Raw genomic sequence first — 20,932 nt, 5'->3', positions numbered from 1 at the left:
TACTTGGGGATGGTTTTTCTTGTATAATTGGATTCAATGAGGTGGTTTAAATGAAAATTTTACATACAGGAGACTGGCATATCGGAAAGCGTCTAAACGGTGTGGATATGATAGAGGACCAGCGATATATATTGGATCAATTACTTGAGCAAATCGACACATCGTCGGCTGATTTGGTCGTTTTGGCAGGGGATGTCTTCGATAGAAGCAATCCTTCGCAATCAGCATTGAAGCTCGTTAATGAGTACCTTTACAGAATCAATATTGAAAAAGGTGTTCCAGTGCTTGCCATCAGTGGCAACCATGACAGTCGCTCGCGACTTGACTACGGCAGCTATTGGTTTGAAAAAAGCAACTACCATATGCGGACTTCGCTTAAAGACATAACGACCCCTGTCATAATTGACAATCATCATTTCTACATGGTGCCGCATATGGATGTGCTTGAAGCAAAGGTGTTTTATGATGATGAATCAATCAAAAATCACCACGATGTATATCAAAGAATTACAAAAGAGATAGACAAGGTCATGGATAGGGATGCTTATAATGTCTTGATTGGGCATATGTTTATTTCAAACGGTACGGCATCTGACTCCGAGCGTCCGTTATCAATCGGATTGTCAGAGGAAGTGGGAGCAGATCTGTTCGAAGCCTTCGATCTAGTCTTGCTCGGACATCTGCACCATCCGTTTGCGATTTCACACGAGCGTATATTTTACAGCGGTTCACTTATGAAGTATTCCTTTTCAGAAGTGACGCAACCCAAAGGCTTCCGTATAGTAGAGACTGATGTAGCTACGAAATGTACATTCATTCCACTCCAGCAGCAACGGGATCTAGTGCATTACCAAGGGACATTCGAGGAAGTAATTAATGAGACAGTGGTCTTCGAGGACAAAGAAGCCTACTTTAAATTCGAGCTATCCGGCATGTCTCATATCAATGATCCCATGGCCAAGCTCAAGATGATTTACCCGAATGTCATGGAACTGCGACCGCTTGTTGAAAAACGAGACTATGTCCCGACACAAGTTAATGCGCATCAATCGAATGATCGCGAAATATTCGAATCTTTCATTGAAAGCATACGGGGTGAGCCACTGACGGAGTACCAGGGACAGATATTCAATACTTATTTCAAAGGTGATGCAGATGAAGCCGATTCAGATTAATATGAAGTATTTTGGACCCTTCGAGAATCAAACGATAGATTTCGAAGATGTATCTGACAGCATGTTCCTAATCAGTGGTCGGACGGGGTCTGGCAAGACGATGATTTTTGATGCGATCACCTATGCGCTTTATGGCACCCTCTCGACAAGCGATCGGTCAGAAGGCTCGGTCAGAAGTCAATTTGCGACAGACGATGATATCAGCAGTATTCGTCTGTCTTTCGAAATACGCGGTAGAAAATATACAATCGAACGGACATTGTCTTATCAAAAGGCTGGGCGGAAGACCCCTGTACCACCGAAAGCAGTCCTCTACGATAAAGACGGCGAAGTGCTTGAAGGCAGCATCAACGGGGTAAAGTCGATGATCCTTGAGATACTTCAGCTGAACGCTGACCAGTTTAGGCAAATTCTGATTCTGCCTCAAGGTGAATTCAAGCGATTATTGACGTCTTCGAGTGAACAAAAGCAGGAAATACTGAGAACTTTGTTTCGAACAGAGCGTTTTGTTAAGTTCGAACAGAAGCTTAATGAACTGAAAAAGGAGAAGCTAAAGGGCAGTGAGACGGTTGAGACCAAGATTTCTGAACGCTTCAATATGATCACTGGTGAGGAATATCCGGAAGTGGCTGAATTGCTTGAAATAGAATTTCCAACTTTCGCTAGAAGAATGGAGACTATCGATAAGGTTCAGGAAATCATCAGCGAAAAGCAACAAGCAGTGGACGATGTACTTGATGCAAATAAAAATCGGGTAGAGGTACTAAAGAACCAGATTAAACTTAAAGAAGATAATAATGCACGAGTGGAAGAAGTGGAACAGATCAAAGCAGAACTCGCTTCCATCGCTGATAACGCTAAAGATATTCAGAAGCTCGAAACAGAAATTGAGTCTTATCGTGCTATAAAGGAAATGGAGTATGCACTGCGAACTGAGTCTAGTGCTCAGCAGCAGAAGATTCGTATCGAAGCGGAGTTGTCGAACTTTAAGAGTCAAGTTTCCACTGTCAGTGCGTCACTTGATGAAATCGAACAAAGGCAAACCGAACTTCAGGAGAAGCAGGAGTTTTATCAGCGGGCCGAAACGTGGTTGAATGCAACGGAACGCTTTATGCACAATAGCGATGTCGCCAATATTGATGAAACGATGGCTAACCTTAATAAGCGTAAGGCGGATATATCGGAAGAAAACAATACGCTAACAAAAAGAGTTGAATCAATCACCCAGTCACTTGCTACCGAAGGATGGGAGCGTACACAGGCAGACCGCTTAAGGCATGAGCGATATACTATCGATAATGAGATCACCTCACTTGAACAGTCCATCGATGCGGAACGTGAGCTGAGTCAACACGATGCAGAGAAATTAGAGCTAACCAATGCATTACAAGCACTTGATCAGGAATATTCACGTATCGAATCGGAACGTAAGGAGAAAAAAGAGGTGCTCAAGAATCGCTATTCCGTAGAGGATAGTGCACATATCGAACATTTAATCACGCATCTAGAAGTGGGCAAGGCGTGTCCGGTCTGTCAACAGACCGTGCAAGTGCTTCCTGAGTCCCATCAATATCTTTCAGAGGAGGAAGAGGCCGTATTCGAAGCCTTCGAATCGGAGCTCCAAGCCATCGATGCAGATAGAAAAAGTAAGGCGCGTCGCCTAGATGTCTTGGAAGCACTACTTGCCGGAAAGATACGTAAGAATCTAGATGCACTCGAAGCATCACTTAAAACATCGAGCGACCAGCAAAAGGTAATCAAGCAACATATCGAAGAAGAACAGCAGCGTTTTGAAACGCAGCAGGGTCTTCTTAAAGAGCAGAACGATTTGAATACTAAGCTGAATGATAACAAATTGGAAGAAAACAATGTAGATCACGCGCTCAAGCAAGCCGAGACGCTGCTGTCCGAGTTTAAGTCGCACACAAGCTATGATGAATATGGAACGTTCGCTGCCATGCATGATAAGTGCCAAAAGTCTCTTGAAGACTATAAAACACAAGTAAAAGATCAAGAGAACGTCCATCTTGATAAGCGTGAACAGAAATCCAGACTGGAAGAGAAGATATCTTATTCCAACAAACAATTGGATGAAATAGCAAGCCAGCTTGAGAGTCTCTCACCTAAGGTCGATGCTTTCGTTGAGAAGAGCGGAAAAGATCGAGAACAAATGTTAACCCTGCTTGAAGACGCCGATGTAGAGGCCAAAGAAGAGAAAGTAAAGGCCCATCATAACCGGAAGACATTGCTCGAAACACGCTATAACACGCTAGTAGAGACGCTCCAAAGTGAAACGATGCAGGATACCGCATCGGAGCAAGCAGAGATGGAAGAGCTTAATTCAAAGAATGAAATGTTGACAAATCAGAATGCCAAGCTCGCGACTCAATTCGAACACAATCAGAAGACAGCTGACTCGATTGGCAAATTGATTACCGAGTACGAAGCATCACTTGGCGAAATTCAGTCGTTGATTGCACTGGTCGATGCCGTATCCGGCAGAAATGAACAGAAAGTTTCGCTTGAGCGTTACGTACTCACCTACTATCTGGACCGCATCCTCGATATCGCCAATATCAGGCTGCTCGAAATGACGAACCACCGTTATGAACTGAGACGCAGCGTTAATAAAAGTAACCGTAAGACCGGGCTTGATATTGAAGTGTTCGACTTCTACAACAATCGATCGCGTCATATCACTTCACTATCTGGTGGAGAATCCTTTCAAGCTGCGCTGACGCTGGCACTTGCCATGAACGAAGCACTGCAGCAAGAATCTGGCGGCATCAGTCTGGATACGATGTTGATTGATGAAGGCTTCGGTACACTCGATCCAGAGACCCTCGATATGGCGGTAAATACTCTGATTGAGCTTCAGACAAGTGGGAAGATGGTCGGCATCATCTCGCACGTCGAAGAATTAAAAGAGCGAATGGAGAACATACTTGAAGTCAGGGGAGTCAACGAACGGAGTACAGCACGGTTCAAATAATACAATGGGCAACCATGAGGAAGTAGTGAAACGATGCAAATTAAAATGGCCTATAAACCGAGCCAGAAATCAGTACTGATTGCCACATTGATGATAGGATCATTTCTTGTTCTGCTCAATCAGATGTTGCTTGTCACAGTTGTCCCGCCCATTATGGCTGCTTTTGATATTCCCTTTAGTACAGCCCAATGGCTGACGACTGGTTTTTTTCTTGTCAACGGCATAATGATTCCGGTATCGGCGTTTCTGATTCATAAATTCACATCAAGACGACTATATTTGTTTGGCATGATGATATTTATCGTCGGTACCATACTGGCGGCCGTAGCTCCTATCTATCCTTTATTGCTCTCAGGAAGAATATTGCAGGGCGTAGCAGCAGGCATTATGATGCCACTCACTCAAGTCATCCTATTGACACAATTTCCACTGGAGCAAAGAGGTCGGGCGATGGGGTACTACGGTCTTGTGATCGGAGTGGCCCCCGCAATCGGCCCGCCACTTGCAGGATATATTGTCGGTTTTTGGTCGTGGCGTACGCTATTTCTCATTGTTCTGCCTCTTGTCATTGCGAACTTCATCCTAGCTTACTTCTCAATGCGCAATGTCACTCATCAGACGGATCCCAAGGTTGATATCGTTTCGATCGTTTTATCTACGCTCGGTTTCGGTGGACTTTTATACGGATTCTCTGTAGCGGGTACAAGAGGCTGGGTGGACCCACTTGTCCTTACCTCAATTATTGTCGGCATGTTATTGGTGCTTATATTCGCTAGGCGTCAGCTCGGACTAAGCCAGCCAATTCTTGAGATGAGTGTGTTTAAAAACCGTTACTTCCTTATCAGTTCCCTAATTGGGGTTATTGTCTTTACTTCCATGGTCAGTGCCAATAATATCCTGCCGGTCCTAATGCAGGATATGCTCGGGTATACGCCATTTGAATCAGGACTCGCACTTTTGCCCGGAGCACTTATAATGGGTGCAACCATGCCGATTGCTGGAGTATTATTTGACAAGTTTGGCATCAGGCGTCTTACATTCCTTGGTATGGCACTGATTCTTATCACATCAATTTTAATGTCATTTTTAGATCAAGAAACGACTTTCACCTATCTCGCGATTGTTTACACGTTTAGATTACTAGGTACGGGGCTGACACTGATGCCACTTACGACGTTTGCGATGAACGCACTCCACGATGATCTCATCCCGGACGGGACCGCAATGAACAACACCATGCGTCAGATTGGGGGTTCGATATTTACAGCTGTCATGGTTACCATTATGACTGGCGTAGCATTGAACCTATCTTCTGGGACACCTTCAGTTTCCGAAGAAATTACTGGTGTGAACATGTCTTTTGTTTTCTCTGCAGTGATGGCTGGTGTTGGACTTATTCTGACACTTTTCATGAAAGAGCAGGGTAAGTTAGGAGAAGGGTAAGGAAGTACGCCATACTCTTTTCACAAAATAAGCGTTTTTCCGTATTGTTCTCTGAAAATTATTTGTTATAGTTGAAGTCAGAGAACAAGCGGAGGGTTTTAAATGAGAAAGTCGATTGGTATTATACTTATATTAATACTCGCATTATCAGCATGTAATTCCTCCGGAGTCGAAGTCATGTCCCGCTACGGGAACACGATTGATGATTTCGAAGTGACTAACCAGGATACAGAAACTTTCAAGAGGGCAGATATGGAAGGCAAAGTTTGGCTGCTCGATTTCATTTTCACAAATTGTGCAACAGTATGCCCTCCGATGACTGCCAATATGACTCAAGTTGTCAATGAACTTGAATCAAAAGGCATTGAGGACTACGGAGTTCTAAGTTTCTCAGTCGATCCAGAAACAGACTCTCCGGAAGTAATGAGAGACTATCTGTCGTATTACGATGTGCCAGAAGGCACTGAGTGGCAGATGCTCACAGGATACGACTACGATTTTATTCGAGGATTCGCAGAGAATAATTTTAAAACCATCGTAGCGCCACCGCCAAAAGGCAGCAATCAAGTGACCCATGGCACCAGTTTCTATCTAATCGATCAGAATGGTAAGATTATTAAGGACTATTATGGTATTGATAGGGGAGATACGGATTTTGCCCTTGATGAGATCGTTTCAGACGTAGAGACACTTTTAGAGCAATCATCACAGTAGAATATAGTAAATACCTATATAAACGAACGTAAAAAGTACCAAAGCCGTATTATGGCTCTGGTACTTTTTAGTTTGTCTAACATGTATCATATGTTTCCTAAAATAATCCAAGCAGCTACAAAAATAAGAATTATACCTGCCGATGATAGTTTGCTCTTAACACTTCTTTAATTCTTTTTAGGTCTGCGACTTCTATAGGTCTCGTGACCATCAAAAATTAAGCTGCCAATACCTACAATAAGAAAAGCGTTTGCTATTAAAGAAAATCATAAATCTGTCATGATTCTTCTTCTCTAATATACTCAGTTTAATTTATTATTTTTAGAAAAATAAAGTCACCCTTGCGGCTACACATTAAGAGTAAGAAGAAATCCAGAAAGAGCAGGGACCAATACGACGTATCCAATAAGTAGTGCCGGTATAAACATCGCTATATACTTTCTTCTTCCACCTTCACCAATTTTCAGCGCAAAAATGCTTAGAATAAAGCTCAAAAGTATAGAAAGCATTGAAAGAGTGAATAAAGTTGTCACTAAGTGATACAGAAAGCCCTGTGGATTTCCGAGATAAACTAAAAAGCATAGTACCGCTATGATTAGTCCAGGTATGCCTAACAGAACTGACCAACCGCTGAAGCTTTTATTTAATACGATTCTATAACCTCTCCTTGTTTCAGTTTTTTGATGATATCTTACGCATTATAACATTCTTGAAATTCATTTACAGTTACGACGATATACATCCAATTTTTAGGGAAGAGAGGAAGTAAGTTCTTAATTCGAGATTAAAACATCTTAGCAAGGAGTGTTTTCATGCGATTATTTCTATTTTCAGTAATGACTATCTTCGTATTAACAAGCTGCCAATCTAATGAAGCGCCAGAAAATTCATCGGATCACACATCAACTGACGTAGGAGAGGAAGCAGTTCAATCTTCAGGTGACAGTTCAGATATTGATATACCAGAAAACGACAGTGATGATGTATCGTCAGCATCTTCAATAGAAAACACTGACGACAGTACATCCAGTGAGAATGACGCTTCTGAGGTGTCATCTGACGAATCTTCGAGTGAGGATACGAATGATCGTAATCCGACCGCGTTTGACATTCAATCCGAAGACGTTCAAGAAACCTTGTTTGATCCAGCAGGTGTTGAAACAGAAAATCCGACATTTTCACAGGACGCAATTACTCTAGGGATGTCGCAAAGTGAAGTTGAAGCACAGTACGGTGAACCCGATTTTGTGTACCCAGGCCACGGAGGTCCAGTAATCAATTACGGTAACTTAGGACTTAATTATGAAGATTCCAGTGCTTTTCTATCAAACGACAATCGAGAGAGAGACGCTCCGGACCCGGATGAAAATACCGTGATCAATGTCATGTTTTATGCCAATCTTCCTTATGACGAAGTAGTTGATGCGCTTGGATCTCCAGATGTGGATGTATACGAAACAGAGGGCGGTCCAGTGGAAGGGTTGCAGCAGATGAAATATATTATCGAAGAAAGAGAAGAGACAACAATTGAGGGTACATTCTGGTTATATGATAATGAAGAAGGTGAAAAAATCGTTGCAGTAATGACTATGGACGAAGTACCAGACGATGCAGAATCTGTATCAAACAGAGGAATTGAAGGGGACGAAGAGGACAGTGAAGAAGACGAAACTTCTAGCTCCTCCCAAGAGACGGAAGATGTGAGTGAGAGTGAAAAAGAGCGAATAACTGCGTTTATCAACAGCTACGCTGAAGAGCTGACAAACTACTATAACGACGAAGACGAAGTTATAAACACTTTTACAGTGGAAGGATCACCAAATTATGAAAAAATATCAGCCAACAAAGCTACTGGCAACTATCGTAATCATGAAACGTACGATGTCGATGTGACTGATATCGACATTGATGCCCCAGATTACACTGTAACTGTGAGTCGCGACTACGAACACATCTCTTCCAATGGAAGAAGGACCACGGTAGTTGAATATACAATTATTAACACGCCTCGAGGGTTTAGAATCTTCGATTATGAAGAAATTGATAATAGGTCCGCAGAATAGATTTTACTCTGCAACATGCCACAATAGATAATTTAACGAGAAGAATAAACAGAGCGCTAGTTATTACTAGCGCTCTGTTTATGTCTAATTATACAAATTATTGAACCAAGTAAGATGCTAAGAACATTAGATATGGGCTGGTGATAAGCAAAAGGCTTAAAATAATTAAATGTCTCTTTCCTAAGTGCCAAACCATTATTAAACTTGTTATGCCACAAGTTAAAGTGATAGTTGGTGTGTACATATTTCCATATTCTATATTGAAAGTAAATATAAAAAAAAGATCACCTAAAATTAAGAAGGTTTAATAGAATGATTCTAAAACCTTTCTTTTCACATAAATGTCTCCCTTCAGTCGATCAGAAACTTATCCCAAAAGTATCTTACCGAATAGTGAACTAAGAACCATTGCGACTATGACGCCTAACAAGAAGATTAAAACCAATTTTAGAACTCTTGACATTTCGCTACATCCCCTCTGTTGTATTTAATAAAATACTATCAATATCCTACATTTAATGCAAAAAATTGTAAGTGATACAATCATTTGATAAGCCGAACAAAACCAACGAATTCAATGATTCACTAAGCTAATACTCGCAACATCGATCTATCACAACCATATATCTAACCAGCTTAGTCTCTTTAGCGAATACTTCTACTGAATAACAAAGTAAAGAGATAGTAAACGCAGATGACCAATTCTTTTTCCAAATCATTGGTTTCAAACACTTGTATGTAATCTATCTTTCTTACTCCGTCCCGTACTCTCCTAAAATGGGCGAGCTCTTCTTCACGCTCATTTTTCAATACTGTGCTTGAGCCTAAAATGGGATTTTTCATTATGTATGTCTTGTCGTTGTAGCATAGCTGCAAAACTGCCTGCGTTACAGTTGCGTGACCTTCTATCCTCCCGATCCACTCATCGTTATAAAGAACGTCATACTGTTTTCGCCAAAAAGTTTCTCGAAGTGGACGTTGCTGTATATTAAATCTGCACAGTGCACTTTCTATTTGGACATTATTATAGAAATTGCGGTCGATCTCAGAAAGGATCTTTTGGAATCGAGAGCGGTAATACAATTTTAGATGGGCGTATGGAATTTCGTTTTCTTTGTAAACTTGAATTGTGCCTGCACTATTTAAGACAAAAGGTGTTATATAGTGTAGTTGCAAATATATTTCCTCCTACCTATGCAATGCAATTGTGACATTGAAATGATTTGAATAATAGAAGCTTCAGTTCTTTTTCTTTTCAATTTTGTTGGTGACTATTTCACTTAAAGTCGACACGATTAATATTCCAAAACCTACCCACACCGTACTTGAAATATTTTGACTAAAAAAATAAAAGATCAGCATTATCACTAAAGTAGTCACTAGTATATAAATGGTCCTTTTCACTGTCTCGGTCCTCCTTCGTCTATTGATAGAACACTCTACCCCTGACTATCTAAAGTGATACCATAAATCCGTACTTGAATGATAGGGGTGACTTAAATTGAAATAGATATTTTTAAACTCGTCTAATCATTTTGGTTATTGTGTTCTAGGGGTCCCATGGCATAGAATTAATCGGGAGGTGATCATATCAATCAATTAAAAAAAGACTCCGTATTACATAATCCTACCGGCAAAAAACGGTTGGGGCTTGCGTTCCTTTTGGGTTTGCTTGCTATTATGGGCCCATTGAATATTGATATGTACCTACCGAGTTTTCCTGGCATTGCTGAGGATCTCGGCACGAGCACATCCCTGGTTCAGGTCAGTCTGACAGCATGTCTGCTTGGTTTGGCTTTTGGTCAGATCGTTATAGGCCCGATCAGCGATTCAACTGGTAGAAAACGACCGCTCATCATCTACACTTCGCTATTCGTTGTCTCCTCTATTTTCTGTGCACTGTCACCGAACATCTATGTGCTGATCGCAGCAAGGTTCCTCCAGGGGTTCACGGCTGCCGCTGGGGTTGTGTTATCGCGTGCAGTGGTGCGCGATGTATTTAGCGGCAGGGAACTGACAAAGTTCTTCTCACTATTGATGGTCATCAATTCAACTGCTCCGATGGCTGCCCCGATAGCAGGCGGCGCCATACTGTTGTTGCCTTTTGCGAGCTGGCACACTATATTTTTGTTCCTCGGGATTCTTGGTATCATCATTGTCGTCATCATCGGTACGAGCTTAAAAGAAACACTGCCGCCTGAGAAGCGCATTCCGCGCTCGACAAAAGCATCCGTCCGCACGATGGGAGGTCTGTTCACTGACCGTTCCTTTATCGGCTACGCCGTAATTGTCGGTTTTGTACATGGGGGAAGCTTTGCCTACGTGTCTGGTACCCCATTCGTTTATCAGGAAATCTACGGTGTTTCCCCGCAGACGTTCAGTGTACTATTTGGTATAAACGGTATTGCTATCATCATTGGGAGTTTCCTAATTGGTCGTCTGGGCGGAGTCATCCATGAAAGACAACTGCTTAAAACTGCGGTTATGACCGCAGTTGGCGCGACATTACTCTTACTAATCATGACGGTAATCGAAGGACCTCTGGCAATCATCGTCATCCTGATATTTATTTATATGACGACAATGGGCATGACGCTAACAAGCACTTTCACCCTCGGCATGGCAAGACAAGGTCAGCAAGCGGGCAGTGCAAGCGCCGTTTTAGGAATGCTTCCGCTACTGCTTGGTGCTTTATTTTCACCACTCGCCGGTATCAATGAAGCTTCTGCGGTACCGATGGGAGCAATTCTCTTTATTACCTCATCTATCGGTTTAATTGCATTTTTTAAACTGACAGATTAGCAAAATGTAATAAAAATGGCCTCTACATCATTGCTTCAGCTATTCATATATGCAATTTCTATGACACTACGAGTGCTACCATTGAATCTTTAAGTTCAACCTTTATGATGAATATAGAGGTAGGTTCTTATAAGAAATTAGTGGCAGACACTCTGGTGTTTTTTTCCTTTGAGCGCACCTCTGCCAGCCTGCACCCGTACAAAAGCTTTTTAATCGTATCGACACAGCGAGTTTGTTGTATATCTTGCTTTAAGATGTGTGTCTATTAAATGGAAAAGCCGCTTTCTGTTCATTAAAATACAAAAGCCTGTTAAAATGAATTGAAAACTCATGTAAAAGAGGGCTGAAAATGAGCAATAGATATAAGAAGGCACAGATCGCAACGGTCATCGGTATCGTTGTCAATCTGTTACTTGCGGTGTTGAAAACATTCGGCGGAATCTTGGGCAATAGTCGGGCGTTAATTGCCGATGCGGTCCATTCAGCGTCAGATGTTATTAGTTCTATCGCTGTACTCGTCGGCATACGCGCGGCCCAGAAGCCGCCAGATAGTGAGCACCCATATGGTCACGGTAAATCTGAGAATGTTGCGACACTCATTGTGGCCATACTGCTTGTGATTGTTGGTTTTGAGATTATATATAATGCCATCCTGTCGGTGGTCAATGGCACTGTCGAGAGCAACACGTCAATGATTGCGCTTTATATCATCATATTTTCGATTGTAGTCAAAGAAGCCTTGTTCCAGTATAAATTCAGACTGGGCACTAGAATAAAGAGTCCAGCGCTAGTTGCCGATGCTTGGCATCACCGATCCGATGCGATTTCATCCATTGTTGCGCTCTTTGGTATCGGCTTATCCATCATTGGTGCATCTTTTGGCATCCCATACCTTGGCTACCTAGATCCGGCGGCCAGTGCCATTATCGCACTGATCATCATGTACATGGGATATAAGCTTGCCAAGGAAGCGGTCAGCATGAGTCTTGAAGTGGTGCTGAACGACAGCGAGACCGAAACAATGCATGAAACGGTCCTCGCTGTGGATAAAGTACGACAAATCGATCGTCTGATTGCACGCTCGCATGGCTCTTATGTCATCGTCGATATCAAGATTAGCGTTGATGCCGACATTTCGGTTGAAGAAGGCCACCATATTGCACGCGTTGTCAAACAGATGCTGCTTAGAAACCACGAAGAAGTCAAAGATGTGAATGTTCATGTCAACCCATACTGATAATAGGAGAGATTTATCATGACAACTAGAAAAGTAATCTTAGATTGTGACCCTGGACACGACGACGCCATATCCATCATCATCGCTGCTTCCAAGTTGAGTCATCTCGAAATACTTGGAATTACCACAGTGGCTGGCAATGTTGAAGTTGAAAAGAACACCGTCAATGCATTGAAAGTCAAAGACCTTATTGGACTTGATGTTCCTGTAATCCAAGGTGCTAAGAGACCACTCATCAATAAAATGGAAATTGCGACTGAAATACATGGGGAATCCGGTATGGACGGACCTACGCTACCACATCCGAAAAGTACAGCTGACAGTGGCCATGCAGTCGACTTCATCATTGAACAGCTGTCTACAGTAAAAGGCAAAGTAACGCTCGTGCCGACTGGGCCGTTGACAAACATCGCATTAGCTTTGATGAAAGCACCTGAAATCAAGCACAAGATTGATGAGATCGTTCTTATGGGCGGGGGTACTTTCGGCAACTGGACACCAACTGCCGAGTTCAATATATTTGTCGATGCAGAAGCGGCGAAGGTAGTATTTGAGAGTGGTGTGCATGTTACGATGTTCGGTTTGGATGCGACACACCAAGTTATTGCCACAAAAGAAGTGCAGCAACGATTGGCTAAAGTAGACAATAAAGTGGCGAAGTTTGTTTCCGAACTGCTCGTATTCTTTGGTGAGATGTATGAAGACTATTTCGGTTTCGAAGGTGGACCCATTCATGACGCATGTACGACGATGTATTTGCTGAAACCAGAACTGTTCGATTTCAAACATGTCAATGTGGCAGTAGAGACAAAAGGTGAGCTTACCTACGGGGTAACATCGGTCGATCTGCTCAAAGTAACGGGAAAGATTCCGAATACGCATTTTGCATATAAAGTCGATCAAGAAGAATTCTGGAATCTTTTCGAGTCCGTGCTTCAATCATACGATGAGGTGGAGTAGTGTGGACAAATCAAAAATTACAGTAATCGGCAGCATCAATATGGATCTTGTCACTGTTGCCGCAGAGATGCCGGAGCAAGGTGAAACCGTCAGAGGGGAGAGCTTTGAAACATTGCCCGGCGGTAAAGGTGCTAACCAAGCAGTGGCCGCAGCCCGCCTCGGTGGCGATGTTAGATTGATCGGCAAAGTGGGCGACGATCCATTCGGTGCAACGCTTAAAGCAGGTCTCGTGAGCCAAGGGGTGTATACACAAGCCATTACCGTAGCGCCTGGTGTTTCTTCCGGGCTGGCTAACATCATCGTCTCCGATAGCGATAACCGGATTATCATTATCGGCGGGGCAAATGAAGAACTGGACACACTTTATGTGGATAAATTTCGAAGATTGATCGGTGAAAGTAAGTATGTGCTTCTACAGTTCGAGGTACCGAAAGCGACGATTGAGCACGTGCTTACTGTATGCGAGACACTCGGCGTCCCAGTCATTATAAATCCTGCACCAGCGATGCAGCTAGAGGATAAATATTGGGAGAAGGCGGCTTATATTACACCGAACGATCACGAAGCAAAAGCACTTTTCGCCTATGACGGTTATGATTTGCCAAAGTTTCATGAAAAGCTGATCATCACAAACGGTTCAGGGGGCGCAACTTTTTTTAAAAAAGGGGAGCGGATAAACGTCCCTGCCCATAGAGCAGAGGTGAAAGATACTACGGGTGCTGGCGATACATTCAATGGTGCGCTTGCCGTTGCTTTGTCAGAAGAGCAGTCTTTAGAAGAAGCGGTGGCTTTTGCCAATCGCGCAGCATCACTCTCCATCCAGAAGCTCGGTGCACAGAGTGGCATGCCAAATAGAGAGGCAATGAATCAATAATGGTAGCAATGCCTAATTAATTTATAGGAGGAGATAACTTGGCTTTAATACCCCTAGGTGTTGGAACAATAGCTGGATTTATTTTGCTTTTTGTTTCGTTGCTAATTCGTCAATGGCATGGATATTCGGTTTTAGCAAAACTCCCAAGTTATCTGGGCATCTTCGCAAGCTCATCATTGGCTATTATTACATAAGGGGTTTTGAGGGCGCCGCTTATATAATGTGTGCTATTCCAGTATTTATACTAGCGGTTGTTGCATTTTTTAAAACAAGCGAATTACCAAAATGATTTGATTCTTATTTTAGATACTATTTGCGGTTGGAGATCAACTTATTAAGCAGGTAGTTAGTCTATAATTTCTGTTTACGAAAAAACCCATGAATATGGGTTTTTTAATTGTTATCTATATATGTATCCAAGCCTTTTACTATTAGAAAAATTGCCATAACAGCGATGATAGTACGTCCAACGTACTCACTGCTACCGTCTACAGCATAATGATTCGCATTGACTAAAATATCTGGACTGATAAGAAAAATAATTCCAACGAGCAATAGAGCAATACCATATGTGTTTTTCAGCAATAAAGTCATCCTCCATTTTCTTATTAAGTTTATTATCACCCATAAAAGAGATAAGTAAAGAAAAATGTTAAAACCTGAAAACATCGATATTTTATGGATTATCTGCCATAGAAAGATATTTTAATCTTAAGTATATAAAGTTAACATGTCTGGTCTATAAAAGATTCTGTAGTTACTGTAAGAGTCGAAACTAAACAGCTGTAACTACTTAGAGACCGATGTAGTATTTACATTCAGATGTTTCATAGAAAGTTTAATAAATCAGTAGTTTATTAATTTCAGATATTTAAAATTTGTATATGGAAGAAGAGATAAAATCATGAATCAAGAACAAAAAGCCACCAAGTACTGGATCATCATCCTATTCGGCATGCTCACTGCGATCGGACCGTTATCTTTGGACATGTATCTACCAGCACTGCCCATTGTGACAGCAGATTTGGACACGACAGCTTCACTCGCTCAATTGAGTTTGACGGCTTGTCTGATTGGACTCGCAATAGGGCAGCTTGTATTCGGGCCGCTTAGTGATATAAAAGGCAGAAAAGGTCCTTTGTTGTATACGCTAGCCATCTACGCAATCGTCTCGGTATTATGTGCCTTTACAGAAAACATTTGGATTTTCATTGCTTTACGTTTCATTCAAGGCTTCACCGGTGCCGCAGGCATCGTTATTGCGAGAGCGGCAGCACGCGATATGTTTTCAGGAAAAGAACTCACTAAAGCGTTCGCGCTATTGGCCCTCGTCAATGGAGCTGCGCCAATATTAGCACCGATATCCGGCGGGTTTGTCTTAAATTTCGGCAGTTGGCCGGTAGTCTTCCTAATTATAGGCGCAATCGGGCTGCTTCTTTTAGTACTGGTCGCATTACTTTTCAAAGAAACATTGCACTTTGAAAATCGTTCAGAAGGGGACGTATTCGCAGTAGTGAAATCATTCGATGTGCTGTTTAAGGACAAGAGTTTCATGAGCATCGCTTTCGTTCAGGCATTGATTCTGTCGAGCATGTTTGCCTATATAGCCGGTTCCCCCTTCGTACTTCAAAATATATATGAAGTGACGCCTCAGCAGTTCTCGCTCATCTTTGCCTTAAATGGAGTAGGGATTATTATCGCCGCACAAGTAGCAGGAAAACTATCGAGTTACATGGACGAATCCAGAATTCTTCTGATTGGTGTTCTGGTTTCAGTTTTGGGTAGCATCGGACTGATCATTACAATCATACTCAATCTGCCTCTCGCTATGATTATACTGGCGCTCTTCCTTGTCGTCTCCAGTGTCGGTCTCGTTTCCACTACAGCATTTTCTATGGGAATGCAAAATCAGAAAAAATCTGCAGGTAGTGCATCGGCACTGCTTGGACTACTACCCTTTATAGGTGGCGCGCTGGTCTCTCCTTTAGTTGGCTTGGCTGGTGAGCAAGTGGCTTGGCCGATGGGATTGGTCATCATCACATGCAGCATTGGCGCATTGCTGATTTTCACTTTCGGTATCGGAACGAAACACAAACAACAGGTATAGTTTCTATCCAAATGATAGTTCACTTATAGGAGGATGGAAATGTTTCAAGCAATCATACATGGATTCATTTTGGCGCTGGGCCTGATTCTACCGCTTGGTGCTCAGAATGTTTTTATATTCAATCAAGGTGCAAATCATCAAAGTTTCAAGCATACGCTACCTGTCGTCATCACTGCCGGTTTTTGCGATACCCTTTTGATTACTATAGCGGTCCTTGGGGTATCGATCATCCTACTTTCTTTCCCGATGCTGCAGGTTGTACTGTTTACGATTGGCTTGGCATTCTTGCTTTATATGTCATGGTCACTCTGGCGGGAGAGGCCAGATAACATTGAATCCCATCGCACAATGGGTCCGTTGAAACAGATCAGCTTTGCCTTTTCTGTATCCATTTTGAACCCCCATGCCATCATGGATATCATCGGTGTCATTGGGACGAGTGCCACAGCCTATGATGGAATCGATAAATTGGCCTTCACACTGACAACGATAGCTGTGTCTTGGATATGGTTTATCGGACTGGCGATTACAGGGAAACTAGTCGGAAAAATTGATACCAGTGGTAGACTTATCATCTTACTTAACAAAATATCAAGCATTATCATTCTGGTGGTTGCAGTAATCATTCTAAAAAATATCTTTGATTTGCTTCATTAGAGTTAAATGTAAATTAAAAAAGCCATGTACATGATATGATTAGATATCATGTACATGGCCTTTTTATTGAACACAAGTTATAGATTCTTGTCACCTTCGTACAGCTGATCGAATTCTTCCTTCAGTCCAGTGAATTTGCTTTCTAGGAATTCAATCCGTCTGAATGTAATGAAGTTCAGACACCCGATCAGCAGAAGCTGAAAAATAATTAGTCCCATCAAGGTTTTCTTCTCTATAATCCCCATCTCATTCTCCTTCCTCAACGAGTTTCCTCGACTTAGTTCTTGATAGAGCAAGTTTACTATAAAAAATATAAATCGTATATTTCTTTGACGTTCATTTGTCCTCTTTAGGATGGCAAGGGGAGAAGTGAGGCCCATACCGCAAGGCACAAGGCAATGTAGACAGGAGAAAGCGGATTATATTATAGATCAGGAAATGGTTTTCCATACCATACAGGCTGTAAAGGCAACAAAACAATAATTAGCCGAACACTGCATAATAAGCTGACATAACGAGTTTGCTTTTTTAATCTTGATAATTAAAAACTCCTGCAAGCCAGATCAGGGGTCTGAGCCACAGGAGTATGCGTCCATTTAATCACTATTGATAAATTTTTATTTTTTTCCGTTGAACTCGGCAGGATCCGAACCGATACGTTGATCTTTGTTCAAGGCGTTGATTCGCTTCACCTGTGCATCAGTTAAGGCAAAGTCGAAAACGTCGATATTTTCTTCGATTCTTTCAGGTGTCACAGATTTCGGGATAGTGACCAGACCGTTTTCTATATTCCACCTGATAACGACCTGTGCCGGTGTCTTGTTGACTTCTTTGGCAATTTCCTTAATGGTTTCATCTTCCAGGATTTGTGCGTTCATCAGAGGTGACCAGGATTCCATGATGATTTTGCGGGACTCCAGATACAATTTCAATTCGCTTTGAACAAGGTAGGGGTGGAATTCAACCTGATTGATAACCGGTTTGACATCTGTCTTCTGGGAAAGTCTCTCTAGGTGCGAAATGTTGAAGTTACTGACACCAATATTCTTTACCTTATCATCATTAAATAGATGTTCCATTTCATGCCACGTTTCAATCATCAGTTCTTCATCTGTACCTGGCCAATGGATAAGATAAAGATCCAAGTAGTCAAGGTCCAGTTTCTCGAGTGACGTGTTGTAAGCTTTTTCAACATTGCCGTGACCAAAGTCATCCAACCATAGCTTGGAAGTGATAAAGAGGTCGGAACGCTCTATATCTGCATGTTTCATACCTTCCTTGATGCCTTCACCGACACTTTCTTCGTTTTTGTATATCATCGCTGTATCAATACTGCGGTAACCGTTGATAATAGCATGGGCGACCGCATCTTTACATCCTTCTCCGTCTTCTACTCTAAATACGCCAAGTCCGATTTGTGGCATGGTGTTTCCATTATGAAATTCAACTGTATTCATATATTTAATCTCCTTGTTCCTGAGGTTTGGCCTTTTTGGCATGATTCGCTGCTTTTACAGGCTCAGGTGTTCTCTTATTTTCCTCTGCTTGCTGCTTTGTTTCTTCATCACCACAGATGATGTGGTCGAGTCCATTCATCAACGCATCGTAGCCTTGCTTCGCAACTTCTGTTTTTTCATTCTTAATGCTGTCGTCACCAAAATACGTGGAATCCATCCCCGCATTGTGGTGAAAGTCAGTATTCGTCGCACCAGGAAGCATAGCTGTTACATTGACGCCGGTATCTTTAAGTTCCTCTCTGAGTGCTTCTGCAAACATAAAACCAAATGCTTTTGACGGACCATAGACTGTTTCATATGGTGTAGGCAATGTGGCTGACAGAGACGAAACTATAAGAATGTTCCCCTCACCATTTGGGACCATATGATTCACTACTCTCTTGGCAGTGTGAACAGTACCTGAGATATTGATATCGATAAGTTTCAATTCTTCTTCGAGATCATTATCCATAAATGCACCACCAAGGCTGACACCGACATTCAATACAGCAGCATGTAGCTTACGGTTTTTACCCTCTACAAACTTCCAGAATGCTTCGACCCCTTCATAAGTAGATGCGTCAGCCTGAAACGGATAGGCTTCGACACCCAGCTCCTCGATTTCTTTAGCAGACTCATAGATTTTTTCACTAGAACCAGACATCGCTACATCGTAATTGTCTTTTGCGAATAGTTTTGCCAGTTCAAAGCCGATACCAGAAGTGGATCCAGTGATCATTACAAATTTATTTTGAGGCATGATAAAACTCCTTCATAGACGAATAATATCTAAATTCAAAATGCATATTTAATATTACCCACTAGAAGGGAGTTCTAAATAATTAATTGTATATCTTGAGCAGTGAAGATAAATTCTTCAACTGGAAATGGAAGAACAATCGGAACAATTTGTCCGCCTACTTTGTTTATCACGAGAGTCCAGAGGGGATTGATTGAAGATTCCTAGGGTTTGCCTAGAATGATTGACTGGCCAAGGAGTTGGTTAAAACCGTTCATAATGAATTAATTGGATTCATCGCTGTAAGAAGAGATTACATACTAAGTGAACTATTGAACTATTGAACCATCGTCTACCTTTGGAAACTCCTTTAAGTTCATGGATGAGCACGAATGTTTAGCTTATTAGTCCTGCAATAATTGTTAACTGTATAAGATATTGATATTGTTATCTTGAGTATGGTTAATGTTTTACTTCGCTTTACTTGTAAATAGAAGTTTTAATATAGAGTTTAGATTTTTATATTTTTAAGTTGGGAGTTTTCGATATTAAATTGTTAAACTTGCTTTTATACAGTCTGTTATTAAGCATTATATTTACGTTAAGTGCTCAACTACTACTGAATAGCTACAGAATACCAAGAGTATTAGATATGGACGGAAGCACTTATAATGAGTTTCTTTATATTACGATTTTAATATCACCAATTTTGTGTATTCTGCTCACAGTTTACTTTAGTAGAGTACTAGATTGGCAAATATACTTCTCAGTAATTTTATGGCTCCCTTTTTATTTCGCCCACACCTTCTTAATTAGAACTTTTTTTCCGATGGTGCAACACCAAGATGTCTCGCCACCAGTAACAGGACTTCTACTAGTTTTTGGGTCCATTACTATCCAATGTATATTCTTTTAGTAATTATTAGCATAAAGTTTATATATAGATATTTTCATAAAAAGCATTCATTACTACGTTAGTGATTTAAACATACTCTATAAAGTTCTGAGTAATCGTCTTGTAGGCAGGCAATTGTACCAAAGTAATCCACCGCCATTCTATTTTACCTCAGAAGCTTGTAGTAGACGTGCCCGTCCTTATACTCACCGAAGGCATCCTGTGAATAAGCAGGCACTTCACCCACGAGTTGGTAACCTTCTGATAAGTACAAAGCATTTGCGGGACCTTCTTTTTCAGTGTCCAGCATAAGCAACCATCTCTGTTCTTCTATAGCCGCTTGTTCCGCGTGTCTTAATAGTGATCTGGCAACACCTTTTCTCTGTGCTTTAGGATGTGTCATCAGCTTGGCTATCTCCGCACGATGCTGTCCATTCTCTTTATCGCTTAAATGAAGTTGGACAGTTCCTACAATTTCACCATCCAATACCGCAACGAATAAACGATTATAATCGGATAGTACACCGGCCCAGTAGTTCATTGCCGTCTCATAATGCATCGGATGATAGTAGTTCATCGGTGCCCCGGTGGCAACAACAGCTTGGAAAAGCCTTGATAGTGCCGCCTGATCATTATGTATTTCTTGTAATTCTCTAATCTTCATAGTTTTAGCTCCTTTCGTCTCTTTCCATTATAAAGTAAAACAACAATTAAATAACACAGGTTTAGCTTTATGATGATGTGGTAGGTATAAGATAAGTTAAAAATATGTAGGAGG

17 protein-coding genes are annotated in these 20,932 nt (G+C 41.6%); 11 read left to right on the top strand and 6 right to left on the bottom strand.

What is annotated here, in order from left to right; translation table 11 throughout:
* Positions 1-50: 50 nt before the first annotated feature.
* The 5 genes from ACFOJ8_RS07405 to ACFOJ8_RS07385 all read left to right on the top strand — a co-directional run bounded on the left by ACFOJ8_RS07405 (position 51) and on the right by ACFOJ8_RS07385 (position 8,387).
* Positions 51-1,175 (top strand): exonuclease SbcCD subunit D, encoded by a 1,125-nt coding sequence (locus tag ACFOJ8_RS07405; protein WP_380654671.1) that lies wholly within the window; start codon positions 51-53, stop codon positions 1,173-1,175.
* Positions 1,156-4,167, top strand: coding sequence for an AAA family ATPase (locus ACFOJ8_RS07400; RefSeq protein ID WP_380659910.1), 3,012 nt, complete (start codon positions 1,156-1,158; stop codon positions 4,165-4,167). The genes ACFOJ8_RS07405 and ACFOJ8_RS07400 overlap by 20 nt, the downstream gene beginning before the upstream one ends.
* A gap of 33 nt (positions 4,168-4,200) precedes the next feature.
* Entirely contained in the window at positions 4,201-5,610 is a 1,410-nt protein-coding gene (locus ACFOJ8_RS07395) for a DHA2 family efflux MFS transporter permease subunit (RefSeq protein ID WP_380654666.1), read from the top strand.
* Positions 5,611-5,712: 102 nt separating this feature from the next.
* Positions 5,713-6,324: an SCO family protein gene (locus ACFOJ8_RS07390; protein WP_380654663.1), complete on the top strand. Its 612-nt coding sequence runs from the start codon at positions 5,713-5,715 to the stop codon at positions 6,322-6,324.
* Between the two features lie 812 nt (positions 6,325-7,136).
* On the top strand, positions 7,137-8,387 hold the full coding sequence (locus tag ACFOJ8_RS07385) for a hypothetical protein (protein ID WP_380654660.1): 1,251 nt from the start codon (positions 7,137-7,139) through the stop codon (positions 8,385-8,387).
* Positions 8,388-9,032: 645 nt separating this feature from the next.
* Here the strand turns inward: ACFOJ8_RS07385 and ACFOJ8_RS07380 are convergent.
* Complete coding sequence (locus tag ACFOJ8_RS07380) at positions 9,033-9,563, bottom strand: tubby C-terminal domain-like protein (protein ID WP_380654658.1); 531 nt, start codon at positions 9,561-9,563, stop codon at positions 9,033-9,035.
* A 414-nt stretch (positions 9,564-9,977) separates the two neighbouring features.
* On the opposite strand from ACFOJ8_RS07380, the gene ACFOJ8_RS07375 reads away from it, so the two are divergent.
* The 4 genes from ACFOJ8_RS07375 (at position 9,978) to rbsK (ending at position 14,260) form a co-directional block, all read left to right on the top strand.
* The gene (locus tag ACFOJ8_RS07375; RefSeq protein ID WP_380657069.1) at positions 9,978-11,189 is read left to right on the top strand and encodes a Bcr/CflA family efflux MFS transporter; all 1,212 of its coding nucleotides are present in this window, start codon (positions 9,978-9,980) and stop codon (positions 11,187-11,189) included.
* A gap of 349 nt (positions 11,190-11,538) precedes the next feature.
* The gene (locus ACFOJ8_RS07370; protein WP_380654656.1) at positions 11,539-12,426 is read left to right on the top strand and encodes a cation diffusion facilitator family transporter; all 888 of its coding nucleotides are present in this window, start codon (positions 11,539-11,541) and stop codon (positions 12,424-12,426) included.
* Positions 12,427-12,444: 18 nt separating this feature from the next.
* Positions 12,445-13,386, top strand: a complete 942-nt coding sequence (locus tag ACFOJ8_RS07365; RefSeq protein WP_380654654.1) for a nucleoside hydrolase — start codon at positions 12,445-12,447, stop codon at positions 13,384-13,386.
* 1 nt (position 13,387) lies between these two features.
* On the top strand, positions 13,388-14,260 hold the full coding sequence (gene rbsK, locus ACFOJ8_RS07360) for a ribokinase (RefSeq protein ID WP_380654651.1): 873 nt from the start codon (positions 13,388-13,390) through the stop codon (positions 14,258-14,260).
* A gap of 393 nt (positions 14,261-14,653) precedes the next feature.
* Here the strand turns inward: rbsK and ACFOJ8_RS07355 are convergent, their stop codons facing one another.
* Complete coding sequence (locus ACFOJ8_RS07355) at positions 14,654-14,845, bottom strand: hypothetical protein (RefSeq protein ID WP_380654648.1); 192 nt, start codon at positions 14,843-14,845, stop codon at positions 14,654-14,656.
* 319 nt (positions 14,846-15,164) lie between these two features.
* Here ACFOJ8_RS07355 and ACFOJ8_RS07350 point away from each other — a divergent pair, with 319 nt between their 5' ends.
* Together ACFOJ8_RS07350 and ACFOJ8_RS07345 are read left to right on the top strand one after the other, a co-directional pair.
* Positions 15,165-16,367 carry a multidrug effflux MFS transporter gene (locus tag ACFOJ8_RS07350; RefSeq protein ID WP_380654646.1) on the top strand — a complete coding sequence of 401 codons (1,203 nt, stop codon included), beginning with the start codon at positions 15,165-15,167 and terminating at the stop codon, positions 16,365-16,367.
* Between the two features lie 39 nt (positions 16,368-16,406).
* Positions 16,407-17,024 (top strand): LysE/ArgO family amino acid transporter, encoded by a 618-nt coding sequence (locus ACFOJ8_RS07345; protein WP_380654644.1) that lies wholly within the window; start codon positions 16,407-16,409, stop codon positions 17,022-17,024.
* 77 nt (positions 17,025-17,101) lie between these two features.
* On the opposite strand, the gene ACFOJ8_RS07340 is transcribed toward ACFOJ8_RS07345, so the two are convergent.
* The 4 genes from ACFOJ8_RS07340 to ACFOJ8_RS07325 form a co-directional block, all read right to left on the bottom strand.
* Positions 17,102-17,269 (bottom strand): hypothetical protein, encoded by a 168-nt coding sequence (locus ACFOJ8_RS07340; protein ID WP_380654641.1) that lies wholly within the window; start codon positions 17,267-17,269, stop codon positions 17,102-17,104.
* Between the two features lie 372 nt (positions 17,270-17,641).
* A complete protein-coding gene (locus ACFOJ8_RS07335; RefSeq protein WP_380654638.1) occupies positions 17,642-18,481 on the bottom strand; it encodes an aldo/keto reductase in 840 nt (279 codons plus the stop codon).
* Positions 18,482-18,485: 4 nt separating this feature from the next.
* Positions 18,486-19,280: an SDR family NAD(P)-dependent oxidoreductase gene (locus tag ACFOJ8_RS07330; protein WP_380654636.1), complete on the bottom strand. Its 795-nt coding sequence runs from the start codon at positions 19,278-19,280 to the stop codon at positions 18,486-18,488.
* Positions 19,281-20,320: 1,040 nt separating this feature from the next.
* Positions 20,321-20,818 carry a GNAT family N-acetyltransferase gene (locus ACFOJ8_RS07325; RefSeq protein WP_380654633.1) on the bottom strand — a complete coding sequence of 166 codons (498 nt, stop codon included), beginning with the start codon at positions 20,816-20,818 and terminating at the stop codon, positions 20,321-20,323.
* Positions 20,819-20,932 lie beyond the last annotated feature (114 nt).

The sequence above is a fragment of the Salinicoccus sesuvii genome, assembly GCF_042648145.1.
GTDB classification, from domain to species: domain Bacteria; phylum Bacillota; class Bacilli; order Staphylococcales; family Salinicoccaceae; genus Salinicoccus; species Salinicoccus sesuvii.
The sequence above is the reverse complement of the archived record's forward strand: the minus strand, read 5'-3'. Positions and strand labels throughout refer to the sequence as shown.